Source organism: Frateuria sp. Soil773 (genome assembly GCF_001428405.1).
Lineage (GTDB): Bacteria > Pseudomonadota > Gammaproteobacteria > Xanthomonadales > Rhodanobacteraceae > LMSL01.
Genome location: NZ_LMSL01000001.1, coordinates 353 through 22,052 on the forward strand (window position 1 = coordinate 353; position 21,700 = coordinate 22,052).

Consider the following 21,700-nt stretch of genomic DNA (forward strand, 5'->3'; position numbering starts at 1 on the left):
GCCCAGGCCGCTGGCGCTGGAGGTGGCGCCGATGGCGACAGCACCCCAGCCCTGCGTCTGGCTGGCCGCGCCCAGCGCGATGCCCGAACCGGCTTGCGAGGTGCTGTTCATGCCGATGGCGATGCTGCCGTCGGCGATGGCCTGCGCGTTGTCGCCGAACGCGGCGCTGTGGTCGCCCTGGGCCACGCTGCCGTAGCCGGTGGCGGTGGCGAATTCGCCCAGCGCCACCGCACCGTTGCCGACCGCGGTGGCGCCGGCGCCCAGCGCGAAGCTGCCGCCGCCGGCCGCGGTGGCGTAGTCGCCGTCGGCTTCCGCCTGGTTGCCGAAGGCGGCCGACTGGGTGCCGCTGGCGATGCTGCCGTCGCCCACGGCGGTGCTGGCGTCGCCCTCGGCATTGCTCTGCGCGCCGACCGCCAGGCTGTGGTCGGCGCTGGCGCTGGCCAGCGAGCCGAGCGCGACCGCGCCCTCGCCGCTGGCGACGGTGGTTTCGCCCGGATCGGGCTGGCCGTTGCCGTCGAGGTCGGTCCAGGTCTGCCCGCCGATCGCCACGGCGTTGTTGCCCACCGCCGCGGCGTATTCGCCCAGCGCCACGCTGTGGTCGCCGACGGCGGCGCTGAAGGCGCCGATGCTGGTGCTGCTGGCGCCCACGGCCATCGCATAGCCGCCCACGGCGGTGGAGAAGGCGGCGGCGCCGGTGCGCGCGCCGAGCGCCACGCCGGCTTCGCCCGCCGCGGTGGCCGAACGGCCCAGCGAGGTGCTGCCCGGGCCGCCCGCCGAGGCTTCGGCGCCCACCGCGGTGCTGCCGTCGGCGTTGGCTTCGCTCAGCGAGCCGACCGCGGTGGACGCGCCGCCGTCGCTGACCGCGTTCGCGACGCTGCCGATGGCGACGTTGCCCAGGCCGGCGGCGAGGCTGTCGGCGCCGACCGCCGTGGTCGAGTCGCCGTAGGCGATCGCATGCGCGCCCACCGACAGCGCGGACAGGCCCGAGGCCTGGCTGCCGGCGCCGATCGCGGTGGCCCAGTCGGTCCAGGCGTGGCTGTCGGCGCCGAAGGCCGCGCTGCCGAGGCCGTCGGCCGCGCTGCGCGCGCCTTCGGCGATGCTGTCGTCGCCGCTGGCGGTGCTGGCCGCGCCGCCGGCGACGGCGTTGGCGCCGGTGGCCTGGGCGTCGTCGCTGCCGTCGCCGGCGCCGCTGGCCTGGAAGTAGCGCGAAGCGTCCACGGCGGCCGGCGCCGGCAGCGCCTGCACTTGCGCCTGCGCAGCGGCGGCCCGCTGCGAGGCGTCGTCCGTGCCGGCGGCCAGCGCGACGGCGGGCGCGGCGGCCATCGCGCCGGCCAGCATGGCGGCGCGCAGGCGGCGTCCGGCGCGGCCCTTGCCGTCCGCCCTGGCGAATTCGGAGGCGACGACCAGTGCCTGGAGCGACTTGCTCCAGATCTTGCTGTGGATCTTGTTCACGTAATGCTCCCCGTCGATGAGTGAACGCGCGGCCACGGCATTGCGCCGGTCCCGTGCGAGCGGCAACGCGACGACGTGCATACGCGTCCCCATGCGCGGTGCCCGTCGTGATTGGACGTCTATACGGCTGTCGCCGCGACGTCGCTGTCCGTCGAGCATTCGCCAGAACGCGCCGGCAAGTCACGCACGCTTCCTTGCGCTGTTTCGTGCTTGCTCGCGGCCCTCACCGAACCTCACCCTTGATTGCGGCGCCTCCAGATGAGACAAAGCAGGCGGAAGTACGCAGTTCGGGGTGCAGGGTGAACAGACAGTCTTGGCGCACGGTCTCCGGCGGGTTGGAGCGCGTTCCCGTGGCCGATCCGCCGGGGCCGCTACCCGGCGCCACGCGCGGCGCGCAGGCGGGCCGCGGTCGCCGGAGCCCCGCGCGGTGATCGGCGCCTTCCTGGAATCGGCCCGGCGCTGGCTCGGCGACACTCCCGTCACCGACCCGGTGGACCGCCGCAACGCGCCCTTCGTGCAGGTGCTGCTGCTGTTCTTCTGCGTCTTCGTGCCGCTCAACAAGTCGCTCTACCTGTGGGCGGTGTTGAGCGGGCGCTGGCACGGCCGCAGCATGCTGGCCTTCGACGTCGCCACCGACCTGCTGATGTGCGTGGCCGCCGGCGTCGCGGTGTGGATGATCCGGCGCGGCCACTTCCGCCGCGCGGTCTCGCTGTTCCTGGGCACGGTGCTGGCGGCGATGGTGGCGATCTACGCCGTGATCGACGTGAAGAACGTGGCGGTGGAGGTGTTCCCGCTGATGGTGCTGGCGCTGGGCGGGCTGGTGCTGGGCCGCCGGGCGCTGTGGAGCATCGCCGCCCTGCAGGTGCTCGGCTATGCGATCTGCTTGGCCAGCAACCTGCTCGGCTTCGTGCCGGAAAAGCAGCCCGCGCTGGTCGCCACGGGCATCATCATTTCCACCACCGGCGCCTACCTGCTGATCGCGATCATCGTCGACCGCACCGTCGCCGCGCTGCGCGAGGCGCTGGCCGAGTCGATCGCCAAGACCAACCGGCTGGAGCGCGAGATGGCCGAGCGCGAGCGCGCCCAGCAGCAGCTCGTGCACGCGCAGAAGATGGAAGCGGTGGGCCGCATCGCCAGCGGCGTGGCGCACGATTTCGACAACGTGCTCAACGTGGTGCTCGGCTACGCGATGCGGCGCGAGCGGCTGGCCGACCGCGGCGCGGGCGCGCTGGTCGGCGCGCTGGAAGGCGTGGAGACGGCGGCGCGGCGGGCGCTGGCGATCAGCCGCAAGCTGCTCAACTTCAGCCGGCAGGACAGCCTGCGGCCGGAGGTGTTCGACGTCGCCGCGCTGCTGCGCGACATCGAGCCGATGCTGCGCCAGCTTTTCCCCGCCGAGGTCCGGCTGGAGCTGCAGGCGGACGCGGCGGGGTTGCCGGTACGCGCGGACCGCGGCCAGTTCGAGCTGATGCTGCTGAACATCGCCGCGAATGCGCGCGATGCGATGCCGGCAGGCGGGCGCTTCGCGGTCCGCGCGCGGCGCGCGGCCGGTGCGCCGGCCATGGAGCTGGTGCTGGCCGACGACGGCAGCGGCATGCCGGCCGAGGTGCGCGAGCGCGTGTTCGAGCCGTTCTACACCACCAAGCCGGCGGGCACCGGGACCGGGCTGGGGCTGGCGGTGGTGTACGACCTGGTGCACGCCGCCGGCGGCCAGATCACGGTGGAAAGCGCGCCGGGGCAGGGCACGGCGTTCCTGATCCGCCTGCCGCTGGCCGAAGACGCGGCGGCGGAAAGCGCCATGGACCTGGCCGGCGGACACGCGTGAGACGCGCGGCCCGGCGACGGGCCGCGCTCGGGCTGAAGCGGCGGTTGCCCGGGCGCGCTACGGCGCGTGGGCGACGAACAGGTAGCCGTTGCCGCGCGAGGTGAGCAGCGGCAGCGGCCCGGCCTCGGCGTCGACGGCCTTGCGGCGCAGCCGGTGCACCAGCATCTCCAGCCGGTGCGGGTCGAAGTCGTAGACGTCCTTGCACAGGGCGGCGATCAGCGTCTCGCGCGACACCGGCTGGCCGGCCGCGGCGGCCAGGGTGTGCAGCAGGCGGCGCTCGGGCGCGGTCAGCGCCAGGATGGTGCCGTTGGGAGCCACCAGGCACCAGCCGTCGGTGCCCAGGTGCCACTGCCCCGCACCGGCCTCCTGCGGCGGCGCGGCGTCCGGCGCCGACAGCCGGCGTGCCAGGTTGTGCAGCGTGGCCGCCAGCACTTCCACGTCGACCGGCTTGGAAAGGTAGGCGTCGGCGCCCGCGGTGAGCGCGCGCAGGTGGTCCTGGCGGCCGCGGTTGCCGGTGAGCATGACGATGCCCAGCTCGCCGGACAGCTCGCGCAGGTGGCGCGCCACGGTGAGCCCGTCCTCGTCGGGTAGGCCGATGTCCAGCACCACCATCGCGAAGCGCTGCCTGAGCATCAGCCGGTACAGCTCGGCGGCCGTGCCGGCGCCGGTGGCGGCGAAGCCGAAGTCGCGCAGGCCCGGCAGCAGGATCGCCTCGCGCAGTTCCGCATCGTCCTCCAGTACAGCGATGTGCATGGGGGAGGCGGTCGTGAGGCGGTCGGGCATCGGCGGGATTCGGCTCGAAACGGTCAAGCGGGGACTATAGCGCAACGGGCCGCGGCCTCTTTCCGCCGGGCCGGCCATGCCTTTTGGCACTGTGTCGCAAGTCATGCCCGGCCTAGGTTGAGGGATTCGCATCTGTCCCAGGGAGTCCATCATGCGACGTCTAGTCCGTCCGCTCGTCCTTACCGCGCTCGCAGCCTGCTGCGGCGCCGCGTTCGCCGCCACCGCCGACCAGGTGCCGCACGGCAAGCTGCCGCGCTGGGCGGTGCCGCAGTCCTACACGCTGGCGTTCAAGGTGGACCCGCGGCAGCAGGACTTCTCCGGCACCACCACGATCAGGCTCACGCTGGAGCAGGCCTCCGACCACGTGTGGCTGCACGGCCACGACCTGAAGGTGGCCAAGGTCACCGTGACCGACGCGGCCGGCAAGACGCACGCCGGCAAGTACGTCGAGGCGGCGCCGAAGGAAGGCGTGGTGCGGGTGGACTTCGGCAGCACGCTGAAGCCGCAGGAGCTGACCCTGACCTTCGACTACAGCGCGCCGCTCAACCAGCAGTTGCAGGGCCTGTACAAGGTCAGCCACGAGGGCCAGCCGTACGCGATGACGCAGATGGAGCCGATCAGCGCGCGCTACGCCTTCCCCGGCTTCGACCAGCCCGACTACAAGACGCCGTTCGACATCAGCCTGACCATCCCCAGCGACGAGCAGGGCGTGGCCAACACCAAGCAGGTCAAGGAGGAGAAGGCCGGCGACGGCTGGAAGACGCTGACCTTCTCGCGGACCAAGCCGCTGCCGACCTACCTGGTCGCGTTCGGCGTGGGCCCGTGGGACATCGTGAAGGGCCCGGACATCTCGCCCACGCCGTACCGCGCCGAGCCGCTCGAACTGCGCGGCGTCGCCGCCAAGGGCGAGGGCCACCGCATGCAGCACGTGCTGGGCGAGACGCCGAGCATCATCCACGCGCTGGAGGACTACTACGGCTTCGGCTACCCGTGGGACAAGCTCGACCTGCTCGCCGCGCCGGACTTCTCCGCCGGCGCGATGGAGAACCCGGGCCTGGTCACCTTCCGCGACTGGCTGCTGCTGCTCGACAAGGATTCCGCCGCGCGCTACGTGCGCGGCTCGTTCAACGTCACCGCGCACGAGCTGGCCCACCAGTGGACCGGCGACACCGTGACCATGGCGTGGTGGGACGACCTGTGGCTCAACGAGGCGTTCGCCACCTGGATGCAGGGCAAGGTGACGCAGAAGGTGCATCCGGAATACCGCGCCGACCTCGACAACGTGCGCGGCGCGCAGTTCGCGATGAACGGCGACAGCCTGGTCACCACGCGCAAGATCCGCCAGCCGATCACCGGCAACGGCGACATCGAGACCGCGTTCGACGGCATCACCTACTCGAAGGGCGCCAGCGTGCTCGGCATGTTCGAGGGCTACGTCGGCGAGGACACCTTCAGGAAGGGCATGCGCGCCTACATCCAGGAGCACAAGTTCGGCAACGCCACCGCCACCGACCTGGTCGACGCGATCGCCAAGGCGGCCGACAAGGGCGACGACTTCAAGCAGGCCTTCATGAGCTTCCTCAACCAGCCGGGCGTGCCCTACGTGCAGACCCGGCTGAGCCAGGACGGCGGCAAGACCGTGCTGCACCTCAGCCAGAGCCGCTACCTGCCGGTCGGCAGCAAGGGCGACGCCAAGCATGTGTGGGGCGTGCCGATGTGCGTGCGCTACGGCACCGCCGATGGCAGCAAGGTGAGCTGCGAGATGCTGAACAAGGCGCAGGGCACGATGGTGCTGGCCGGCGCGAGCAACCCGACCTGGGTGATGCCCAACGCCAACGGCACCGGCTACTACCGTTTCGGCATGACCAAGGGCGACCTGGCCAGCCTCGGCAAGCAGATCGGCAAGCTGGACGACGCCGAGCAGCTCACCTACGCCGACGCGGTCGATTCCAGCTTCAGGCACGGCGACCTCGACGCCGGCGACGTGCTCGCCGCGCTGAAGCCGCTGACGTCGTCCAAGACGCGCGAAGTGGCGCTGGCGCCGATGGGCAGCTTCGAGTGGATCTACCGGCGCCTGGCCGCCACCGACGCGCAGCGCGCCAAGCTGGTCGAATGGGCGAAGTCGGCCTACCTGCCGACGATGGAAAGCCTGGGCTACCAGCGCAAGCCGGGCGAGGCCGACGGCGATTCGCTGATGCGCAGCACGCTGGCCGGCTTCCTCGCGCTCGACATGAAGCTGCCCGAGGTGCGCGCGGCCCTGCTCAAGCAGGGCGACGCCGCGCTGAAGACGAAGGACGGCCACCTCGACCTGGCCTCCGGCAACCCGGACCTGCTCGGCGCCGCGCTGGGCGTGGCGGTGCAGGAGCATGGCAAGAGCGCGGTCGATGCGCTGATCGCCGAGCTGCCCAAGACCAGCGACCCGGCCCAGCGCAACGCGATGCTGGCGGGCCTGAGCGCGGTGGAGGACCCGGCCCTGGCCGAGCAGGTGCGCGACTTCTCGCTGGACAAGCAGGTGAAGGTCGGCGAGATGGCCGCGTTGCTGCGTGGCGGCCGCGATACTCAGGCCCAGCGCGACGCGGTGTGGAAGTGGTCGGTGGCCAACTACGACAAGATCGTGGCGCGTACCGGCAGCTTCTCCGGCGGCCGCCTGCCGGCCCTGATGGGCGGCGGCGGCTGCTCGCAGGCCGAGGTGGACCGCCTGCAGGCGTTCTTCAAGACGCGCGTGAAGGACGTCACCGGCGCCGCCCGCGGCCTGGCGCAGACCAGCGAGTCGACCCTGCTGTGCTCGGCCCTCAAGGCCAAGCAGGACCCGGCGGCGATCCTGCGCTGAGCTGGGTGGAACACGCGGCCGGTGGATCGGCCGCGACGCGATACGGGCGCCGGGCGGTGAACACCGTCCGGCGCTTTTTTCTCCGGTACCCGGCGGGGCGAAGGCCACGGGTGCCCCACATGCGACAGGATTGCCGATGCGCCGCTCGTTCCGATGGCTGGTTCTCTTCACCCTGGCGCTGGCCTGCCAGGCCGTCCTCGCAACGACGAGGGAGGACGTGCCGCTGGGCATGCTGCCGGGCTGGGCGGAGCCCTCGTCCTATCGGCTGGACCTGAAGATCGACCCGCGCGCACGCGACTTCGGCGGCCGCGCCACCATCCAGGTGAAGCTGGCCCAGGCCACCGACCACCTGTGGCTGCACGGCCGGTCGCTGGCGGTGGACAAGGTCACCGTCACCGACGCGGCCGGCAAGGCGCATGCGGCGCGCTACGCCGAGGTCGTGCCGAAGGACGGCGTGGCGCGGATCGATTTCGGCACGACGCTGCCGGCGCAGGCGGTGACCCTGGCGATCGACTACCGCGCGCCGTTCAATGCCAGCCTGCAGGGGCTGTACAAGGTGGTGTTCGACGGCCGCGCCTACGCGATGACGCAGATGGAGTCGTCGAACGCGCGCTTCGCCTTCCCGGGCTTCGACGAGCCGCGCTTCAAGACCCCGTTCGAGATCCGCCTCACCGTGCCGGACGCCATGGTCGCCATCGCCAATACCCGGCAGGTGGGCGAGGCGGCGGCCGGCCCGGGCTGGAAGACGCTGAGCTTCGCCCGCAGCCAGCCGCTGCCGACCTACCTCGTGGCGATCGGCGTGGGGCCGTGGGACAGCCTTCAAGGGCCCGACATCGCCGCCGACGCGCAGCGCGCCGAGCCGGTGCCGCTGCGCGCCTTCACCGTGCAGGGCCAGGCGCAGCGCGCGCGGCAGGCGTTGCAGGAGACGCCGCCGATCATGCAGGCGCTGGAGGACTACTACGGCTTCGGCTATCCGTTCGGCAAGCTGGATTTCCTCGCCACGCCGGACTTCGCCGAGGGCGCGATGGAGAACCCCGGGCTGGTCACCTTCCGCGACTGGATGCTGCTGCTCGACGACGGCTCCTCGGCGAGCAGCGTGCGCACCGTGTTCAACACCATCGCGCACGAGCTGGCGCACCAGTGGACCGGCAACCTGGTCACCCTGCGCTGGTGGGACGACATCTGGCTCAACGAATCCTTCGCGGTGTGGATGCAGCAGAAGATCGAGGCGCGGCTGCGCCCGGGCTACCGCGCCGACCTGGAGCACGTGCTCAGCGGCGAGCGGCCGATGGCCAGCGACAGCCTGGCCAGCGCCGGCGCCATCCGCAAGCCGGTCCATGCGGTCGGCGATCCCGGCCCGAACATCGACGGCGTGCACAACAAGGGCGCGATGGTGATCGGCATGTTCGAGCGCTACGTCGGCGCGGACGTGTTCCGCGAGGGCATGCGCACGTACATCCGCCGGCACCGCTTCGGCACCGCCGCGGCGGCCGACCTGATCGACGGCATCGCGGACGCGGCCGGCCAGGACGACGCCTTCAAGCGCGCCTTCCTCAGCTTCCTCGACCAGCCCGGCGTGCCGCTGCTCGAAGCGCGGCTGGACGCCTCGGCGAGCCCGGCCGTGCTGCACCTGGCCCAGCGTCGCTACCTGCCGCCGGGCAGCCGCGCCGGCGCCGATGCCGTGTGGGGCATTCCGCTGTGCGTGCGCTACGGCACCCCGGCCGGCAGCCGCACGGCGTGCAGCCTGCTGGACCAGGCGCAGGGCACGATGCCGCTGCCGGGCGCCACGGCGGCGAGCTGGGTGCTGCCCAACGCCGATGCGGCCGGCTACTACCGCGTGGTGATGGACCGCGCGCCCCTGCTCGCGCTGGGCAAGGCCGTGGCGGAGCTGAGTGAGCCGGAGCAGGTCGGCTATGCCGACATCGTCGCGCTCGCCTTCGAGCGCGGTGTCTACTCGATCGACGACACGCTCGCCGCGCTGGCGCCGCTGGCGCGTTCGCACGTCCGCGAGATCGCGCAGCTGCCGCTGGCGCAGTTGGCCCGGCTGCGCGAGGCCGCCGTCGTGCCGGCGCAGCGCGCGCGCATCGACGCCTGGGCGAGCGGCGTCTACCAGCCCAGGCTGGCCGCGCTGGGCTACGTCCACCGTGCCGGCGAAAGCGCCGACGACGCCCTGCTGCGGGCCAGCCTGGCCGGCGCGCTGGGGCTGCAGTTGCGCCTGCCGGCGGTACGCGCCGAGCTGGCGCGGCAGGGTTCCGCCGTGCTGGCGGGCGACGGCCTGCTGCACGCCGAGGCGACGGCCCCGGAATTGCTGGCGACGTCGCTGGTGGTCGCGGTGCAGGAACAGGGCAAGCCGGCCGTCGACCGCCTGATGGCGGTGCTGCCGCGCACCGTGAACCCCGAGCACCGCAACGCGATCCTCGCCGCGCTGGCCGGCACCGACGATCCGCAGCAGGCCGAGCGGGTGCGCGACTTCGCCCTGGGCGAATCGGTGAAGGTGGGCGAGATGGGCTACCTGCTCGGCGCCGGCGCGAAGGGCACGCGCGCGCAGCGCGACCGGCGCTGGCAGTGGTTCACCGGCCACTACGCACAGATCGGCGCGCGCATGGGCGCCTTCCAGGGCGGCCGCCTGGCGATGCTCGCCGCGGCCGGCGGCTGCAGCGCCGAGGAGGCGCAGCGGTTGGATGCGTTCTTCCGGCCGCGGCTTGGCGGTGCGAGCGGCGGCCTGGCGCGGGCGGAGGAGACCGTCGAGCTGTGCGCGGCGCGCGCGCAACGGCAGCACGCGGACGCACCCTAGCCGCCGGCACGAGAGGCGGCCATTCGCCTGAGGGCATGCAAGCCGGCCGGCGACACCAAAGCGGCCGGCACCGTTCGCGTGCGGTACGACCGGACGGCATGGAAACCATGCGGCCGTAACCCCGTCGGCCGCGCCGCCGCGTTGCATCCGGAGCGGGGTCGCCATGTCGTGCGCAGGCGACATGGAGCCGCCCGCGGAAAGCGGCGGCGCTGTTCGCCCGCCATGTAGCACCTACACTGTGCCGGCCGTGCGGGCACACAGGGAGAGACGCATGCTGGGTCGAACGGGTTGGTTGCTGGGTCTGTGGCTGCTGCTGGCCGCGCCGCTGCCGGCGCAGGACGTGCCGCCGCCGTTGCGCGACTGGCAGGGCTGGGTGCTGCACGACGCGCCGCAGCACGCCTGCCCGTTCCTCGCCACGCAGGCGCCGGGCGCCGGCGGCCACCAGTGCGCGTGGCCCGGCCGGCTGCTGATCGACGCGGGCAAGGACGGCGCTCGCTTCAGCCTGGATGTCCACGTGGACGCGCCGAGCTGGGTCGCCTTGCCCGGCGACGACCGTAACTGGCCGCAGCAGGTCAGCGCCAAGGGCCAGCCGCTCGCCGTGCTGCAGCGCGCCGGCCAGCCGATGCTGTGGCTGGCGCCGGGCGACTATGCGTTGCAGGGCACGTTGCCCTGGTCGGCGCGCCCCGCGCGCCTGCGCGTCCCGGCCGCGATCGGCCTGGTCGGCCTGAGCCTGGACGGCGCGGCGGTCGGGCGGATCGAGCGCCATGGCGACCAGTTGACCCTGGGCGAGGCCGCCGCCGGGCAGCGCGCCGCCGACGCACTGTCGATGCGCGTGTACCGGCGCCTCCAGGACGGCCTGCCGGCCATGCTGGAAACCCGCCTGCAACTCGACGTCGCCGGCAGCGCGCGCGAGCAGGTGCTCGGTCCGGTGCTGCCGGCCGGCTTCGTCGCCACCGCGCTGTCCGGCGACCTGCCGGCGCGGCTGGAGGACGACGGCCGGCTGCGCCTGCAACTGCGGCCGGGCCAGTGGACGGTCACGCTCGTCGCGCGCGGCACCGCACCGCTCGCCAAGGTCGGGCTGAAGCTGCCGCCGGCGCCCTGGCCGCGCCAGGAAACCTGGAGCTACGCCGACGACCCCGGCCTGCGCAGCACGCGCGTGGGCGGCCAGGCCACCGATGCGGCGCAGGCCGGCGTGCCGCCGGCGTGGGTTGCGCTGCCGGCCTACGTGCTGGACGACGCGACGGGCCTCGCGGTCGAGCAGGGCACCCGTGGCGCCGAGGGCGGCCAGGGCGACCGGCTGCAATTGCAGCGCGAGCTGTGGCTGGATTTCGACGGCGGCGGATTCAACGCGGTCGATCGCCTGAGCGGCGAACTGCGCCACCACCAGCGGCTGGACGTGGCCGCGCCGTGGCAATTGCAGCGCGCCACGCAGGGCGGCACCCCGCTGCTCGTCACCAGAGGCGAAGGCGGCCGCAACGGCGTGGAACTGCGCGGGCGGCAGCTCGACCTGGATGCGGGCCTGCGCCTGCCGGTGCATGGCGGCGCAATGCCCAGCGCCGGCTGGCAACTGCCGCTGGAAGGCATCGATGCCACCCTGCATCTTCCGCACGGCTACCGCCTGCTCGGTGCGATCGGCGCGGACCGCTCGCCCGATTCGTGGGTGGCGCAGTGGAGCCTGCTCGACCTGTTCGTGGTGGCGTTGATCGCCCTGCTCGCCGGCCGCCTGCTCGGCTGGCCGTGGGCCCTGCTGGCCGCAGGCTTCCTTGCGCTGGCCCAGCACGAGCCGGGCGCGCCGCGCTGGACCGTGGCGGTGGCGCTCGCGCTGGCCCTGTTGCTGCGCGCCTTGCCGGAAGGCCGGCTGCGGTTCGCCGCGCGGTCCGGCGCCGCCGCGGCCCTCGCGCTGGCCGTGCTGTGGACCCTGCCGTTCGCGGCCACGCAGATGAACTACGCGCTGCATCCGCAACTGGAAGGCGGCGCCGCCGCGGGCATGCAGGCCGGCAACCTGGCCGAGGCGGCGGCGCGGGAGGAAGCGGTGCGCGCCGCGACCATGCAAAGCCAGGCAAAGCAGTCGCTCGAAGATCGCGCCGAAGCACCGCCGCCGCCACCGGCTCCCCCGGCGCCGCCGGCTGACATTTCCGAAGGCGCGCCGGCACCGGCATTCGACGGCGCGGTGGCGCTCGGCGGCATGTCGCCGGCGTCCTCCGCGCTGGCCGCGCAGCAGCAGGCCGACAACCGGGTGATCCAGGCGGGCGGCGGCACGCCGCAGTGGGACGTCGGCAACGACTACCGGCTGGGCTGGTCCGGCCCGGTCACGGCAGGGCAGAGCACGCGGCTGCTGATCGCGCCGGCCTGGCTGGTGCGCCTGCTGCGCGTGGCGATGCTCGCGCTGCTGGCCGCCGTGCTGGCGAAGCTGGTGCCCGTGCTGGCGGGGCCGTGGCGCCCGCGCCGGCGCGCCGGGCCGGCGTCCGCCGCGCTGCTGGCGCTGGCCTTGCTGCCGGCGGCGCACGGCGTGCACGCGCAGAGCCTGCCCAACCAGCCGATGCTGGACCAACTGCGCAACCGGCTCACCGAGGCGCCGGCATGCGCGCCGGCCTGCGCCGCCGTGGCGCAGGCCTGGCTGCAGGCGAACGGCGACACGCTCGTGCTGGACCTCGAATCGCACGTCGGCGCGCCGGTGGCGGTGCCGCTGCCGCAGGCCGACGAGGCGCTGCAACTGCTCGACGTCAGCGTGGACGGCCATGCGGCCGGATCGCTGGCGCGCCGCGGCGACCAGCTTCTGCTGCGGCTGGATCGCGGCGTGCACCGGGTCGGCCTGCGCTACCGCATCGGCGCGGCGGACAGCGCGACCCTGCGCTTCGTGCTGCGCCCGCAGCGCATCGTGTTCGCCGGCCAGGGCGGCGACGGCGGTCGCTGGTCGCTGGACGGCGTCGACGGCGCCCGCCTGCTCGGCGACAGCGTCGCGCTCAACCGCATCCGCACCGCGGGCGACGGCAAGGACCTGCCGCCGGCGCAGAATTTCCCGCCGTACGTGCGGCTGACCCGCAGCCTGGTGCTCGGCGTGGACTGGACGGTGGAGAACGTGGCCGAGCGCATCGCGCCACGGGAAGGCGGCTTCAGCGCCACGCTGCCGCTGCTGCCCGGCGAGCATCCGCTCGGCGACGGCGCGCTGGTCGAGGACGGCCACATCCGCATCGGTTTCCGGGCGGGCCAGGACACGGTGCGCTGGACCAGCCGGCTCGACCGCGCCGACCGGCTGGCGCTGCCGGCGCCGGCGCTCGGCGAGCGGGCCGAGGTGTGGGAGGTGCATGCCGCGCCGATGTGGCACGTGGATGCCAGCGGCGTGCCGGCCAGCGCCAGCGACGACGGCCTGCGCTACCAGCCGCTGCCGGGCGAGCGCCTGCAACTGGCGTTCTCCCGGCCGGCCGCGGCGGCGGGCGACAGCCTCGCCTTCGACAGCGTGCAGGTGACCAGCACCGTCGGCGAGCGGGCCAGCGAAACCGTGCTGGCCCTGCATGCGCGCAGCACGAGCGGCGGCGAGCACGCGATCGCGCTGCCGGCCGGGGCGGAACTGCTGGACGCGCGGCGCGACGGCGAGCCGGTCGGCCTCGCCGTGCACGACGGCAAGCTCGGCCTGCCGCTGCTGCCCGGCGAGCACGACTACGATGTGCGCCTGCGCGAGCCGCACGGTGTCGCCGCGCGCACGCGCACGCCGGCGTTCGACCTGCACGCGCCGGTGGCGAACATCGACCTCGCGCTGCAACTGCCGCAGGACCGCTGGGTGCTGTGGACGTGGGGGCCGGGTGCCGGGCCCGCGGTGCTGTACTGGTCGCAACTGGCCGTGCTGCTGCTCGCCGCATGGCTGCTGGCCCGCCATGCGCCGACGCCGCTGCGCTTCCGCCACTGGCTGCTGCTCGGGCTGGGCTTCTCCGCGTTCGCCTGGAGCGCCTACGCGCTGGTCGTGGCGTGGCTGATCCTGCTTGGCCTGCGCGCGCGCAAGGTGCCGCCGGCGCGGCTCGGCCCGCTGGGCTTCGACCTGATGCAGGTGGGGCTGGCGGCGCTGACCGTGCTGGCGCTGGCGGTGCTGGTCGCCGCGGTGCCGAAGGGGCTGCTCGGGCTGCCCGACATGCACGTGGCCGGCAACGGCTCCGGCGCCTGGAACCTGCGCTGGTTCGCCGACCAGAGCGCCGGCGCGCTGCCGGGCGGCGGCGTGTTCAGCGTGTCGCTGTGGGTCTACAAGCTCGCCATGCTGGCCTGGGCGCTATGGCTGGCGAATGCGCTGATCGGCTGGCTGCGCTGGGCCTTCGCTGCGTGGATGCACGAAGGCTACTGGCGCCGGCGCGAGCCGAAGCCGGCGCCCGTGCCGCCGCCGCTGCCCAAGGAACCACCGCTCCATGGCTGACGTACGCACGGTCCTCGCCGCCGCCGCGCGGCGCCTGGGCGAGCGCGTGGATGCCGAGGCGCTGCTGCTGCACGTGCTCGGCCGGCCGCGCAGCTGGCTGTTCGCGCATGCCGACGACGAGCTGGACGCGGCGCGCGCGGAAGCGTTCGATGCCCTGGTGCGCCGCCGCCACGCCGGCGAGCCGGTGGCCTATCTCACCGGGCGGCGCGGCTTCTGGACGCTGGAGCTGGAAGTGACCCCGGCCACCCTGATTCCCCGGCCCGATACCGAGCGGCTGGTGGAACTGGCGCTGGAGCGCCTGCCCGCGGAGCGGCCGGCGAGCGTCGCCGACCTGGGCACCGGCAGCGGTGCCGTCGCGCTGGCGATCGCGCGCGAGCGGCCGCGCGCGCAGGTCGTCGCCACCGACGCCAGCGAGGCCGCGCTCGCCGTCGCGCAGCGCAACGCGCAGCGGCTGGGCATCGCCAACGTCTCGTTCGCGCACGGCGACTGGCTCGCGCCGCTGCACGGGCGGCCTTTCGACCTGATCGCCTCCAACCCGCCGTACATCGAACTGTCCGACCCGCACCTGGCGCAGGGCGACCTGCGCTTCGAACCGGCCGCCGCGCTCGCTTCCGGCGCGGACGGGCTGGACGCGATCCGCCATATCGTCGCGGACGCACGCGATCACCTTTTGCCGGGCGGCTGGCTGCTGCTGGAGCATGGCTGGAACCAGGGCGCCGCCGTTCGCGCGCTGCTTGCCGCGGCAGGCTACGGCGAGGTCTTCACGGCGCAGGATCTCGAAGGCCGCGACCGCGTCAGCGGCGGCCGCCGGGCGGGGTGAATCGCGGCCATCCGATCGTCGCGGCGGTGCGGCGCGCATTTGGACGTCCAAACGCGGTCTGCCGATCGGCAGGGTGCTGGCGCCAACGGCGTAGGCGTTCGCCGCATCGGCGGCGAGGGCATCGCGCCGCGGCCGTGACGGCGGCGGCCGCTCCGCCGCGCCTCCGCCGCGGATTTTCCAGCCGGCTCAATGCATGGCGCCGCATCGCGTGCGCGCCGGCCGCGCGGTTCGCGGCGGGTGGACGGTTAGCGCCTTCGGGCTAGCGCGTGCGCGCAATAGGCATGCCGTACGCGGCGGACTAGCGTGTGCACGGTCGCCACGGCGGCTTTCGCGCGCAGCGGTTCTTGCCAATCCGCGCGCGCCGCAACGGTCAAATTGGCATTAGGGAAGGAAACGGGGCGGCGGTGCGCCATGCCGCAGCGGACGGCGCGCGCCCGCGTTTCCCGGAATAAGGAGATCGCGATGCCTGTACTTTCACTCTACGTGTTCGAGCGCGGCGGCGCCGAACAGGCCGGTAGCTTCTGGCAAAGCCACATCGGCCACGGTGCCGGCGGCTGGGCCTGGTCCTCGATCAGCAACCTGCCCAACGTCCATTCGGCGCTGGCCTGGGAACGCCCCGACAACGAGTCGGTGATGGACCTGAGCGCCGCCGCGAACAATCCCATCGCGCTGGGCGTGATCGACCGCCTGCTCAGCGGCGGCGCGTCGCGCCGGGGCGCGGTGCGCACGTCGTACGTCACCTGGGCCAACGTGCCTTCGGGCGTGCGCGGCGGCAATCCTGGGCGGCACCAGCCGTGGGAACTGCTCGCCACCCTCAACATCGACTTCCACATCTCGACGCCGTGGTACTGCAGCGACGCGGACGGCACGATCACCTACTACCTGTTCTTCTTCATCGACGAAGGCGGGCACCTGCACGCGAACGTCGAGGGGTGGTCGTTCCACTACGACGGCGGCGGCCCGTTCTGCACCGGCGAGATCAGCGCCAAGCTGCGGACCGCCGTCTCCGGCGGCATGGGTACGGTGCAGAGCGAGATCGACGCGGGCATCGCCCTGTTCGCCGGCAACCGCCGGTTCTCGATGCTGTACTTCCTGCCCGGGCACGGCGCGCGCAGCGGCGGCGCCTTCCACGACAACGCGGACGACAACGTCGCGCTCGCGGTGCTCCCGCGCTGACCGCATTCGGAAAAGGAGAATCCACATGACCAACCAGAAGAACACCGGCAACGACGTGCGCGAACTGCTGAAGGGAGCGGAAATCGCCGTGACCGAAACCGTCGAGAACCGCCTCGGCAGGCTCCACCAGCTCGATCCGTCGCAGTGGTCGGGCCGCCGCGCGCTGGTGCTCGACCGCAAGCAGGGCGGCATCACCGCGGCGGTGCGCGTCGAGCTTCCCGGGTCGAGCCCGCTGCGCGGCCAGGCGCTGGCCTCGCCCGAGGCGCTGGCGCTGCTCGGGGCGCTCACGCTGGCGCTGCAGGACAGGGGCATGGACGCCAAGCTGATCGCCGGCGGCGACGGCCTGGAGGCCGTCATGCTGAACAGCCATGCCTGCCACTGCGACGTCGATGCCGACTCGCTGCGCGACAAGCACCTCAAGGAGGTGGACGAGGTCGCCCGGCTGGTCGAGCCCGCCCTCGCCCAGAAGGGAACGGCGCTGGCCACGGCCATCCTCGCCCGCGTGCGTCCCCTGGTGGGCGCGCTGGTGAAGGAGGAGCTGAAGGCCCAGCCCATCGTCGTGCCCACCTTCGACGAGCAGGAACGCGATCGCATGATGAAGCAGGCGTCGCACTGAGGCTCGTTCGCGGCCTCCGGGCACCGCGCGTTGCCATCGGATGGCTGTCGGATGCGGTGTCCGGAGGGGCGGGAGCGCCACGCCTTACTTGAAAGCCCGTTCCCGGCCTACCCGTCGGTCCAACCGCCTTCACCGTCATTCCTGCGAGGCGCTTTTCAACAGCCGCAGGGCTGGTCAAGCAGGAATCCAGTGACTTGATGCTCCGAAGCTCAAAGACGCCAAGTCCCAGCTCTTGCCGCCTTTTCAGGGTTCGCCGGGGTGACGCTTCAAGGGCGTGCCTGGCGGCGGTGCCCTTCGCCGTACGGCAAGCCGCTCAGCCGCCGACGGCGGCGGCCGTGTTCGCCAGCTTCGGGAAGCGTGCGCGGATCGCGTTGCGGATGCCGGGCAGGTCGAGGCCGGCCATGCTCAGCACTTCCTCGCGGCTGCCGTGTTCCAGGTAGACGTCCGGAAGGCCGATGTGCAGGATCGGCTTGGCGATGCCGTGCGCCGCCAGGCACTCGGCCACGCCGGAGCCGGCGCCGCCGGCGATGGCGTTGTCCTCCAGCGTGACGAAGGCGTCGTGGCTCTTCGCCAGTTCCAGCAGCAGCGCCTCGTCCAGCGGCTTCACGAAACGCATGTTGACCAGGGTGGCGTTCAGCTCGGCGGCGATCGCGGCGGCCGGCGCCAGCATCGCGCCGAAGCTGAGGATGGCCAGGCCGTGGCCGCGCCGGCGCAGCTCGGCCTTGCCGATCGGCAGGGTGCCCAGCTCCGGCCGCAGCGCGTTGCCGGGGGCGGTGCCGCGCGGGTAGCGGATCGCGGCGGGGCCGGGATGCGCGAAGCCGGTCGACAGCATCGTGCGGCACTCGTTCGCGTCGGCCGGCGCCATGACCACCATGTTCGGCAGGCAGCGCAGGAAGGTCAGGTCGAAGCTGCCCGAGTGGGTCGCGCCGTCCGGGCCGACCACGCCGGCGCGGTCGATCGCGAAGGTGACGTCCAGGTTCTGCAGCGCCACGTCGTGGATCGCCTGATCGTAGGCGCGCTGCAGGAAGGTGGAGTAGATCGCCACCACCGGCTTGGCGCCTTCGCAGGCCATGCCGGCGGCCAGGGTCACCGCGTGCTGCTCGGCGATCGCCACGTCAAAGTAGCGCTCGGGGTACTCCTTCGAGAAGCGCACCAGGCCGGAGCCCTCGCGCATCGCCGGGGTGATGCCGAGCAGGCGCTCGTCGACGGCGGCCTGGTCGCACAGCCAGTCGCTGAAGACGTCGGTATAGGTCGGCTTGGCCGGCGCCGGTTTCTTCACCAGGCCGGCCTCGGGGTCGAACGGGCCGACCGCGTGGTATTCGATCTGTGCCTGCTCGGCCGGGGCGTAGCCCTTGCCCTTGGTGGTGACCACGTGCAGGAGCTGCGGGCCGGGCAGGTTCTTCACCGTGCGCAGCGCCTGCAGCAGTTGCGGGATGTTGTGGCCGTCGATCGGGCCGGTGTAGTGGAAGCCCAGCTCCTCGAACAGCGTGCTCGGCACGAACATGCCCTTGGCGTGCTCCTCCCAGCGCTTGAAGAAGCGCCCGAAGAGGGACTGCTTGGGAATCGCCCGCTTGGCCCGCTCGCGCCACACGTTGAGCGTCTGGCTGGCCATGGCGCGGGCCATCATCTTGGTCAGCGCGCCGACGTTCTCGCTGATCGACATGCCGTTGTCGTTGAACACCACCAGCATGTCCGGCTCGACGTCGCCGCCGTGGTTCAGCGCCTCGAACGCCATGCCGGCGGTCATCGCGCCGTCGCCGATCACCGCCACCACCTTGCGCTTGTCGCCCTTGCGCTGCGCGGCGATCGCCATGCCCAGCGCGGCCGAGATCGAGGTGGAGGAGTGGCCGACGCCGAAGGTGTCGTACTTGCTCTCCTCGCGGCGCGGGAACGGCGCCAGGCCGTCCTTCTTCTTGATCGTGGTGATCCGCTCGCGGCGGCCGGTGAGGATCTTGTGCGGGTAGCACTGGTGGCCCACGTCCCACACCAGCCGGTCGGCCGGCGTGTCGAACTCGTGGTGCAGCGCCACCGTGAGCTCCACCACGCCGAGCCCGGCGCCGAAATGGCCGCCGGAGCTGGCGACGGACTCGATCAGGTACCGGCGCAGTTCGTCGGCGACGGCGGGCAGTTCCTCGTCGGGCACGCGGCGCAGGTCGGCCGGCGTTTCGATGGGCGCCAGGTGGGGGTAGCGGGCAAGGTCGATCATCTGCGTATTGTTGGCCCAGCGACAGGGCGGGGCAAGGGCGGGTAGCTGAACCGGCGCGGGCAGGGCGGGGCGGCCGGCTTGCACGCGGCGCCCACATGCGTCGGGCGAGCCTATGCGCCGACCGCCGCCGGGAGAGCGCCCATGAACCTGAAAAAGCCGTTTCGCCATTTCGCCGAAGCCACCGCGCGCTATGCCGGCCGGCCGACGGCCTTCATCCTCGCCGTCGCCCTGGTGGTGGCGTGGGCCGTGACCGGGCCGCTGTTCGGCTTCGGCGACACCTGGCAACTGGTGATAAACACCTCCACCACCATCATCACCTTCCTGATGGTGTTCCTGATCCAGAGCAGCCAGAACCGCGACACCGCGGCGCTGCAGATCAAGCTGGACGAGCTGATCCGCACCAGCCAGGCGCACAACGTGCTGCTCAACCTGGAGGAACTGGACGACGACGATCTGGACCGCATCCGGCGGCACTATTGCAAGCTGGCGCATTCGGCGCGCGAGAGCATCGAACTGATCGAGCAGGACATCGGCGACCTGCACAACGACGAACACGGGGGCGCCGCCGCCGTGCGGGAGAGCGCAGCCTGATCAGGCGTGCGCCGCGCGCCGGTCGCGCGGCAGATGGCTGACCAGGAACTCCATCTGGTCGGCCAGGATGTTGCGGTTGGACAGGATCAGGTGCTCGACCCAACTGGGCCGGTACGGCACCGCCAGCAGCGGCATGTGCGCCTGCTGCGGGGTGCGGTTGCTCTTCTTCAGGTTGCAGGCCAGGCAGGCGCTGACCACGTTCTCCCACTCGTCGCGGCCGCCCTTGGACACCGGCTGCACGTGGTCGCGGGTCAGTTCGCCGCGGTTGTAGTGGTTGCCGCAGTACAGGCACAGGTGGCGGTCGCGCGCGAACAGCGCGGTGTTGGTCAGCGCGGGCGCCGGGTCGACCGCGTGGTCGCGGCAGTGGCCGGTGCTGGCGATGATCGGGTGCAGGGCCAGCGTGCTCTGGGCGCCGAGCGAGCGGTTGTGCCCGCCGTGCACGGTGAGGCAGGGGTCGCCCAGGGTCCAGGCGACCGCCTCGCGCACGTAGAGGCAAACCGCCTCCTGCCAGCTTATCCAGTCGAGGATGCGGCCGGTGGCGTCCAGCGAGAGTACGCGGGTCGTATGCAGCTCGGCCCGGCTTCGTACTTCCATCAGCATGCAGATTCCTTCAGCCAGGGCGAAAGACGTTCGGCGATGCAGCGGTGCCTCATCGCACCAGCATAGACCAAAGTTCATGGCAGTTGCATGCAAACCCCCGCCAGCATTGAAGATGCTGCCCGGAACGGGGGATTCGCCGGGACGCCCGGGCGCTGATATAGTGCCAAGTTCATCTGTAGACCCGACGCCGGGTTTGGGAGGGGGAGCCGCTGGTGGTGACCCCGGCACGGCGGGGCAGAGGTAATACGACGTGGCTGAAGTTCTTTTCTACGAGCGCCCGGTGCCGCTCAACCGTACCGCCCACAAGGACCTGCGCCTGAAGAGCGCGCCGAGCATGAAGTTCGCCGCCGGCGCCCACTCGGTGCCGCTGACCGGCGTGGAGTTCCCGGTCGCCGCGCGCGACCTGCCGATCCTGTTCGCCGGCCAGGACATCGCCGACGCCGGCCCGATGGCCCTGCTGGGCATGCGCCAGAACGAAAACCTGCTGGTCGACGCGAACGGCCAGTGGGAGGCCAACGTGTATGTGCCGGCCTTCGTGCGCCGCTATCCGTTCGTGCTGGCCGAGAAGCCGGCCGACCAGGAAGGCGACGACTTCACCGTGTTCCTGGACGAGGCCTTCGAGGGCTTCGGCAGCGAGGAAGGCGAGCGCCTGTTCAAGGAAGACGGCAGCGACAGCGAAGTGCTGGCCAATGCCGTGGGCTTCCTCGGCGAGTTCCAGCAGCACGTGGGCCGCACCCAGTGGTTCATGCAGAAGCTGCGCGAGCACGACCTGCTGGAGCCGCGCAACATCCGCCTGCAGAAGGGCGAGAAGTCGATCAACCTCAACGGCCTGTTCGTGGTCAACGAGGAAAAGCTGCGCCAGCTCGACGAGAAGACCACCCACGAGTTCCTGAAGGAAGGCGTGCTCGGCTGGATCTACGCGCACCTGCTGTCGCTGGCCAACATCGACCGCATGGCCCAGCGCCTGGACGTGCGCGAGCAGGCCGAGGCCGCCGCGGCGAAGAACTGAGCGGTTCCGGCTGGCCGCCGCGCCGCCCCCGGGCGGCGCGGCGGCGGCCTCCGTTCCCGGAAGATGGCGCGCCCGCGCCATCTTTTTTTGTTTCAAGCTGACTCCAGCGCCGAACTTCGCTGGATTACGCCGTGGCCCGATACAACAAGTGTATCAATAGCTTAGGCAAGTACAATCTATGCCGGCGCTTTCCGAAATTTGACCCGACTTTCTCTCTGCTGGCCCCTCGGCGGCTCCTGGGAATCGGGTCTTTCCGAGGAGTCGTCATGGCAAAGATCAAACTCACCAAGTCCGCCGTTGATGCGGCGCAACCCCAGGCGCAGGCCGTCGAACTCCGGGGCTCTGTTGAGGGAAAAGTTCCATTCCCATCAATTGAAGAAAACACGTAGGACAAGTCTCACTCGGAGTAGGGTTTTTCTTTCAGAAAAATTCCTATGCCACCACCTTCGTGCCCCCCTAGGATGATTGGCTGTTGGAGATTTACATCTAGCAAGCTGAACAGGGGAAGCAAGGATGTTGAAGCGTTCGCTGGCGACGACGGTCGCCTTGGTGCTGTGTGCCGGATGGGCATCTCAGTCGCCCGCCGAGATTCCAAATTTGGA

Annotated in this window: 14 protein-coding genes; 10 read left to right on the forward strand and 4 right to left on the reverse strand. The window is 72.0% G+C overall.

From position 1 onward, the window contains the following. The coding region (locus tag ASG87_RS00010; protein WP_268761789.1) for an ESPR-type extended signal peptide-containing protein at positions 1-1,452 on the reverse strand (1,452 nt) is incomplete at its 3' end. Positions 1,453-1,879: 427 nt separating this feature from the next. Between ASG87_RS00010 and ASG87_RS00015 the strand changes: the two genes are divergently transcribed. Beyond that, complete coding sequence (locus tag ASG87_RS00015) at positions 1,880-3,274, forward strand: ATP-binding protein (protein ID WP_082582660.1); 1,395 nt, start codon at positions 1,880-1,882, stop codon at positions 3,272-3,274. A gap of 57 nt (positions 3,275-3,331) precedes the next feature. Here ASG87_RS00015 and ASG87_RS00020 read toward each other — a convergent pair whose 3' ends face one another. Next, on the reverse strand, positions 3,332-4,027 hold the full coding sequence (locus ASG87_RS00020) for a response regulator transcription factor (RefSeq protein ID WP_055998970.1): 696 nt from the start codon (positions 4,025-4,027) through the stop codon (positions 3,332-3,334). Positions 4,028-4,208: 181 nt separating this feature from the next. On the opposite strand from ASG87_RS00020, the gene ASG87_RS00025 reads away from it, so the two are divergent. The 6 genes from ASG87_RS00025 (at position 4,209) to ASG87_RS00050 (ending at position 16,692) form a co-directional block, all read left to right on the forward strand. Then, complete coding sequence (locus ASG87_RS00025; protein ID WP_055998937.1) at positions 4,209-6,887, forward strand: M1 family metallopeptidase; 2,679 nt, start codon at positions 4,209-4,211, stop codon at positions 6,885-6,887. Between the two features lie 136 nt (positions 6,888-7,023). Then, positions 7,024-9,681, forward strand: a complete 2,658-nt coding sequence (locus ASG87_RS00030; RefSeq protein ID WP_055998940.1) for a M1 family metallopeptidase — start codon at positions 7,024-7,026, stop codon at positions 9,679-9,681. A 271-nt stretch (positions 9,682-9,952) separates the two neighbouring features. After that, on the forward strand, positions 9,953-14,080 hold the full coding sequence (locus ASG87_RS00035; RefSeq protein WP_055998942.1) for a hypothetical protein: 4,128 nt from the start codon (positions 9,953-9,955) through the stop codon (positions 14,078-14,080). Further along, the gene (gene prmC / locus ASG87_RS00040; RefSeq protein ID WP_055998945.1) at positions 14,073-14,900 is read left to right on the forward strand and encodes a peptide chain release factor N(5)-glutamine methyltransferase; all 828 of its coding nucleotides are present in this window, start codon (positions 14,073-14,075) and stop codon (positions 14,898-14,900) included. The genes ASG87_RS00035 and prmC overlap by 8 nt, the downstream gene beginning before the upstream one ends. Before the next feature lie 462 nt (positions 14,901-15,362). After that, complete coding sequence (locus tag ASG87_RS00045; protein ID WP_157510793.1) at positions 15,363-16,076, forward strand: hypothetical protein; 714 nt, start codon at positions 15,363-15,365, stop codon at positions 16,074-16,076. A gap of 25 nt (positions 16,077-16,101) precedes the next feature. Beyond that, positions 16,102-16,692 carry a hypothetical protein gene (locus tag ASG87_RS00050; RefSeq protein ID WP_055998952.1) on the forward strand — a complete coding sequence of 197 codons (591 nt, stop codon included), beginning with the start codon at positions 16,102-16,104 and terminating at the stop codon, positions 16,690-16,692. Between the two features lie 313 nt (positions 16,693-17,005). Here ASG87_RS00050 and dxs read toward each other — a convergent pair whose 3' ends face one another. Beyond that, positions 17,006-18,898, reverse strand: a complete 1,893-nt coding sequence (gene dxs / locus ASG87_RS00055) for a 1-deoxy-D-xylulose-5-phosphate synthase (protein WP_055998955.1) — start codon at positions 18,896-18,898, stop codon at positions 17,006-17,008. Positions 18,899-19,039: 141 nt separating this feature from the next. On the opposite strand from dxs, the gene ASG87_RS00060 reads away from it, so the two are divergent. Continuing rightward, entirely contained in the window at positions 19,040-19,489 is a 450-nt protein-coding gene (locus ASG87_RS00060) for a low affinity iron permease family protein (protein ID WP_055998958.1), read from the forward strand. On the opposite strand, the gene ASG87_RS00065 is transcribed toward ASG87_RS00060, so the two are convergent. Then, entirely contained in the window at positions 19,490-20,089 is a 600-nt protein-coding gene (locus tag ASG87_RS00065; protein ID WP_055998961.1) for an HNH endonuclease, read from the reverse strand. Between the two features lie 250 nt (positions 20,090-20,339). Between ASG87_RS00065 and ASG87_RS00070 the strand changes: the two genes are divergently transcribed. Further along, a complete protein-coding gene (locus tag ASG87_RS00070) occupies positions 20,340-21,098 on the forward strand; it encodes a SapC family protein (RefSeq protein ID WP_055998964.1) in 759 nt (252 codons plus the stop codon). A 266-nt stretch (positions 21,099-21,364) separates the two neighbouring features. Further along, positions 21,365-21,487 carry a hypothetical protein gene (locus ASG87_RS21150; protein WP_268761790.1) on the forward strand — a complete coding sequence of 41 codons (123 nt, stop codon included), beginning with the start codon at positions 21,365-21,367 and terminating at the stop codon, positions 21,485-21,487. Positions 21,488-21,700 lie beyond the last annotated feature (213 nt).

What these genes read in the sequence shown, in the direction of transcription:
- ASG87_RS21150 (WP_268761790.1), top strand. Translation starts at nt 21,365, where the DNA reads ATGGCAAAGATCAAACTCACCAAGTCCGCCGTTGATGCGGCGCAACCC.
- ASG87_RS00050 (WP_055998952.1), top strand. Translation starts at nt 16,102, where the DNA reads ATGACCAACCAGAAGAACACCGGCAACGACGTGCGCGAACTGCTGAAG.
- ASG87_RS00065 (WP_055998961.1), bottom strand. Translation starts at nt 20,089, where the DNA reads ATGCTGATGGAAGTACGAAGCCGGGCCGAGCTGCATACGACCCGCGTA.
- ASG87_RS00025 (WP_055998937.1), top strand. Translation starts at nt 4,209, where the DNA reads ATGCGACGTCTAGTCCGTCCGCTCGTCCTTACCGCGCTCGCAGCCTGC.
- ASG87_RS00060 (WP_055998958.1), top strand. Translation starts at nt 19,040, where the DNA reads ATGAACCTGAAAAAGCCGTTTCGCCATTTCGCCGAAGCCACCGCGCGC.
- ASG87_RS00045 (WP_157510793.1), top strand. Translation starts at nt 15,363, where the DNA reads ATGCCTGTACTTTCACTCTACGTGTTCGAGCGCGGCGGCGCCGAACAG.
- prmC (WP_055998945.1), top strand. Translation starts at nt 14,073, where the DNA reads ATGGCTGACGTACGCACGGTCCTCGCCGCCGCCGCGCGGCGCCTGGGC.
- ASG87_RS00020 (WP_055998970.1), bottom strand. Translation starts at nt 4,027, where the DNA reads ATGCACATCGCTGTACTGGAGGACGATGCGGAACTGCGCGAGGCGATC.
- ASG87_RS00030 (WP_055998940.1), top strand. Translation starts at nt 7,024, where the DNA reads ATGCGCCGCTCGTTCCGATGGCTGGTTCTCTTCACCCTGGCGCTGGCC.
- dxs (WP_055998955.1), bottom strand. Translation starts at nt 18,898, where the DNA reads ATGATCGACCTTGCCCGCTACCCCCACCTGGCGCCCATCGAAACGCCG.
- ASG87_RS00035 (WP_055998942.1), top strand. Translation starts at nt 9,953, where the DNA reads ATGCTGGGTCGAACGGGTTGGTTGCTGGGTCTGTGGCTGCTGCTGGCC.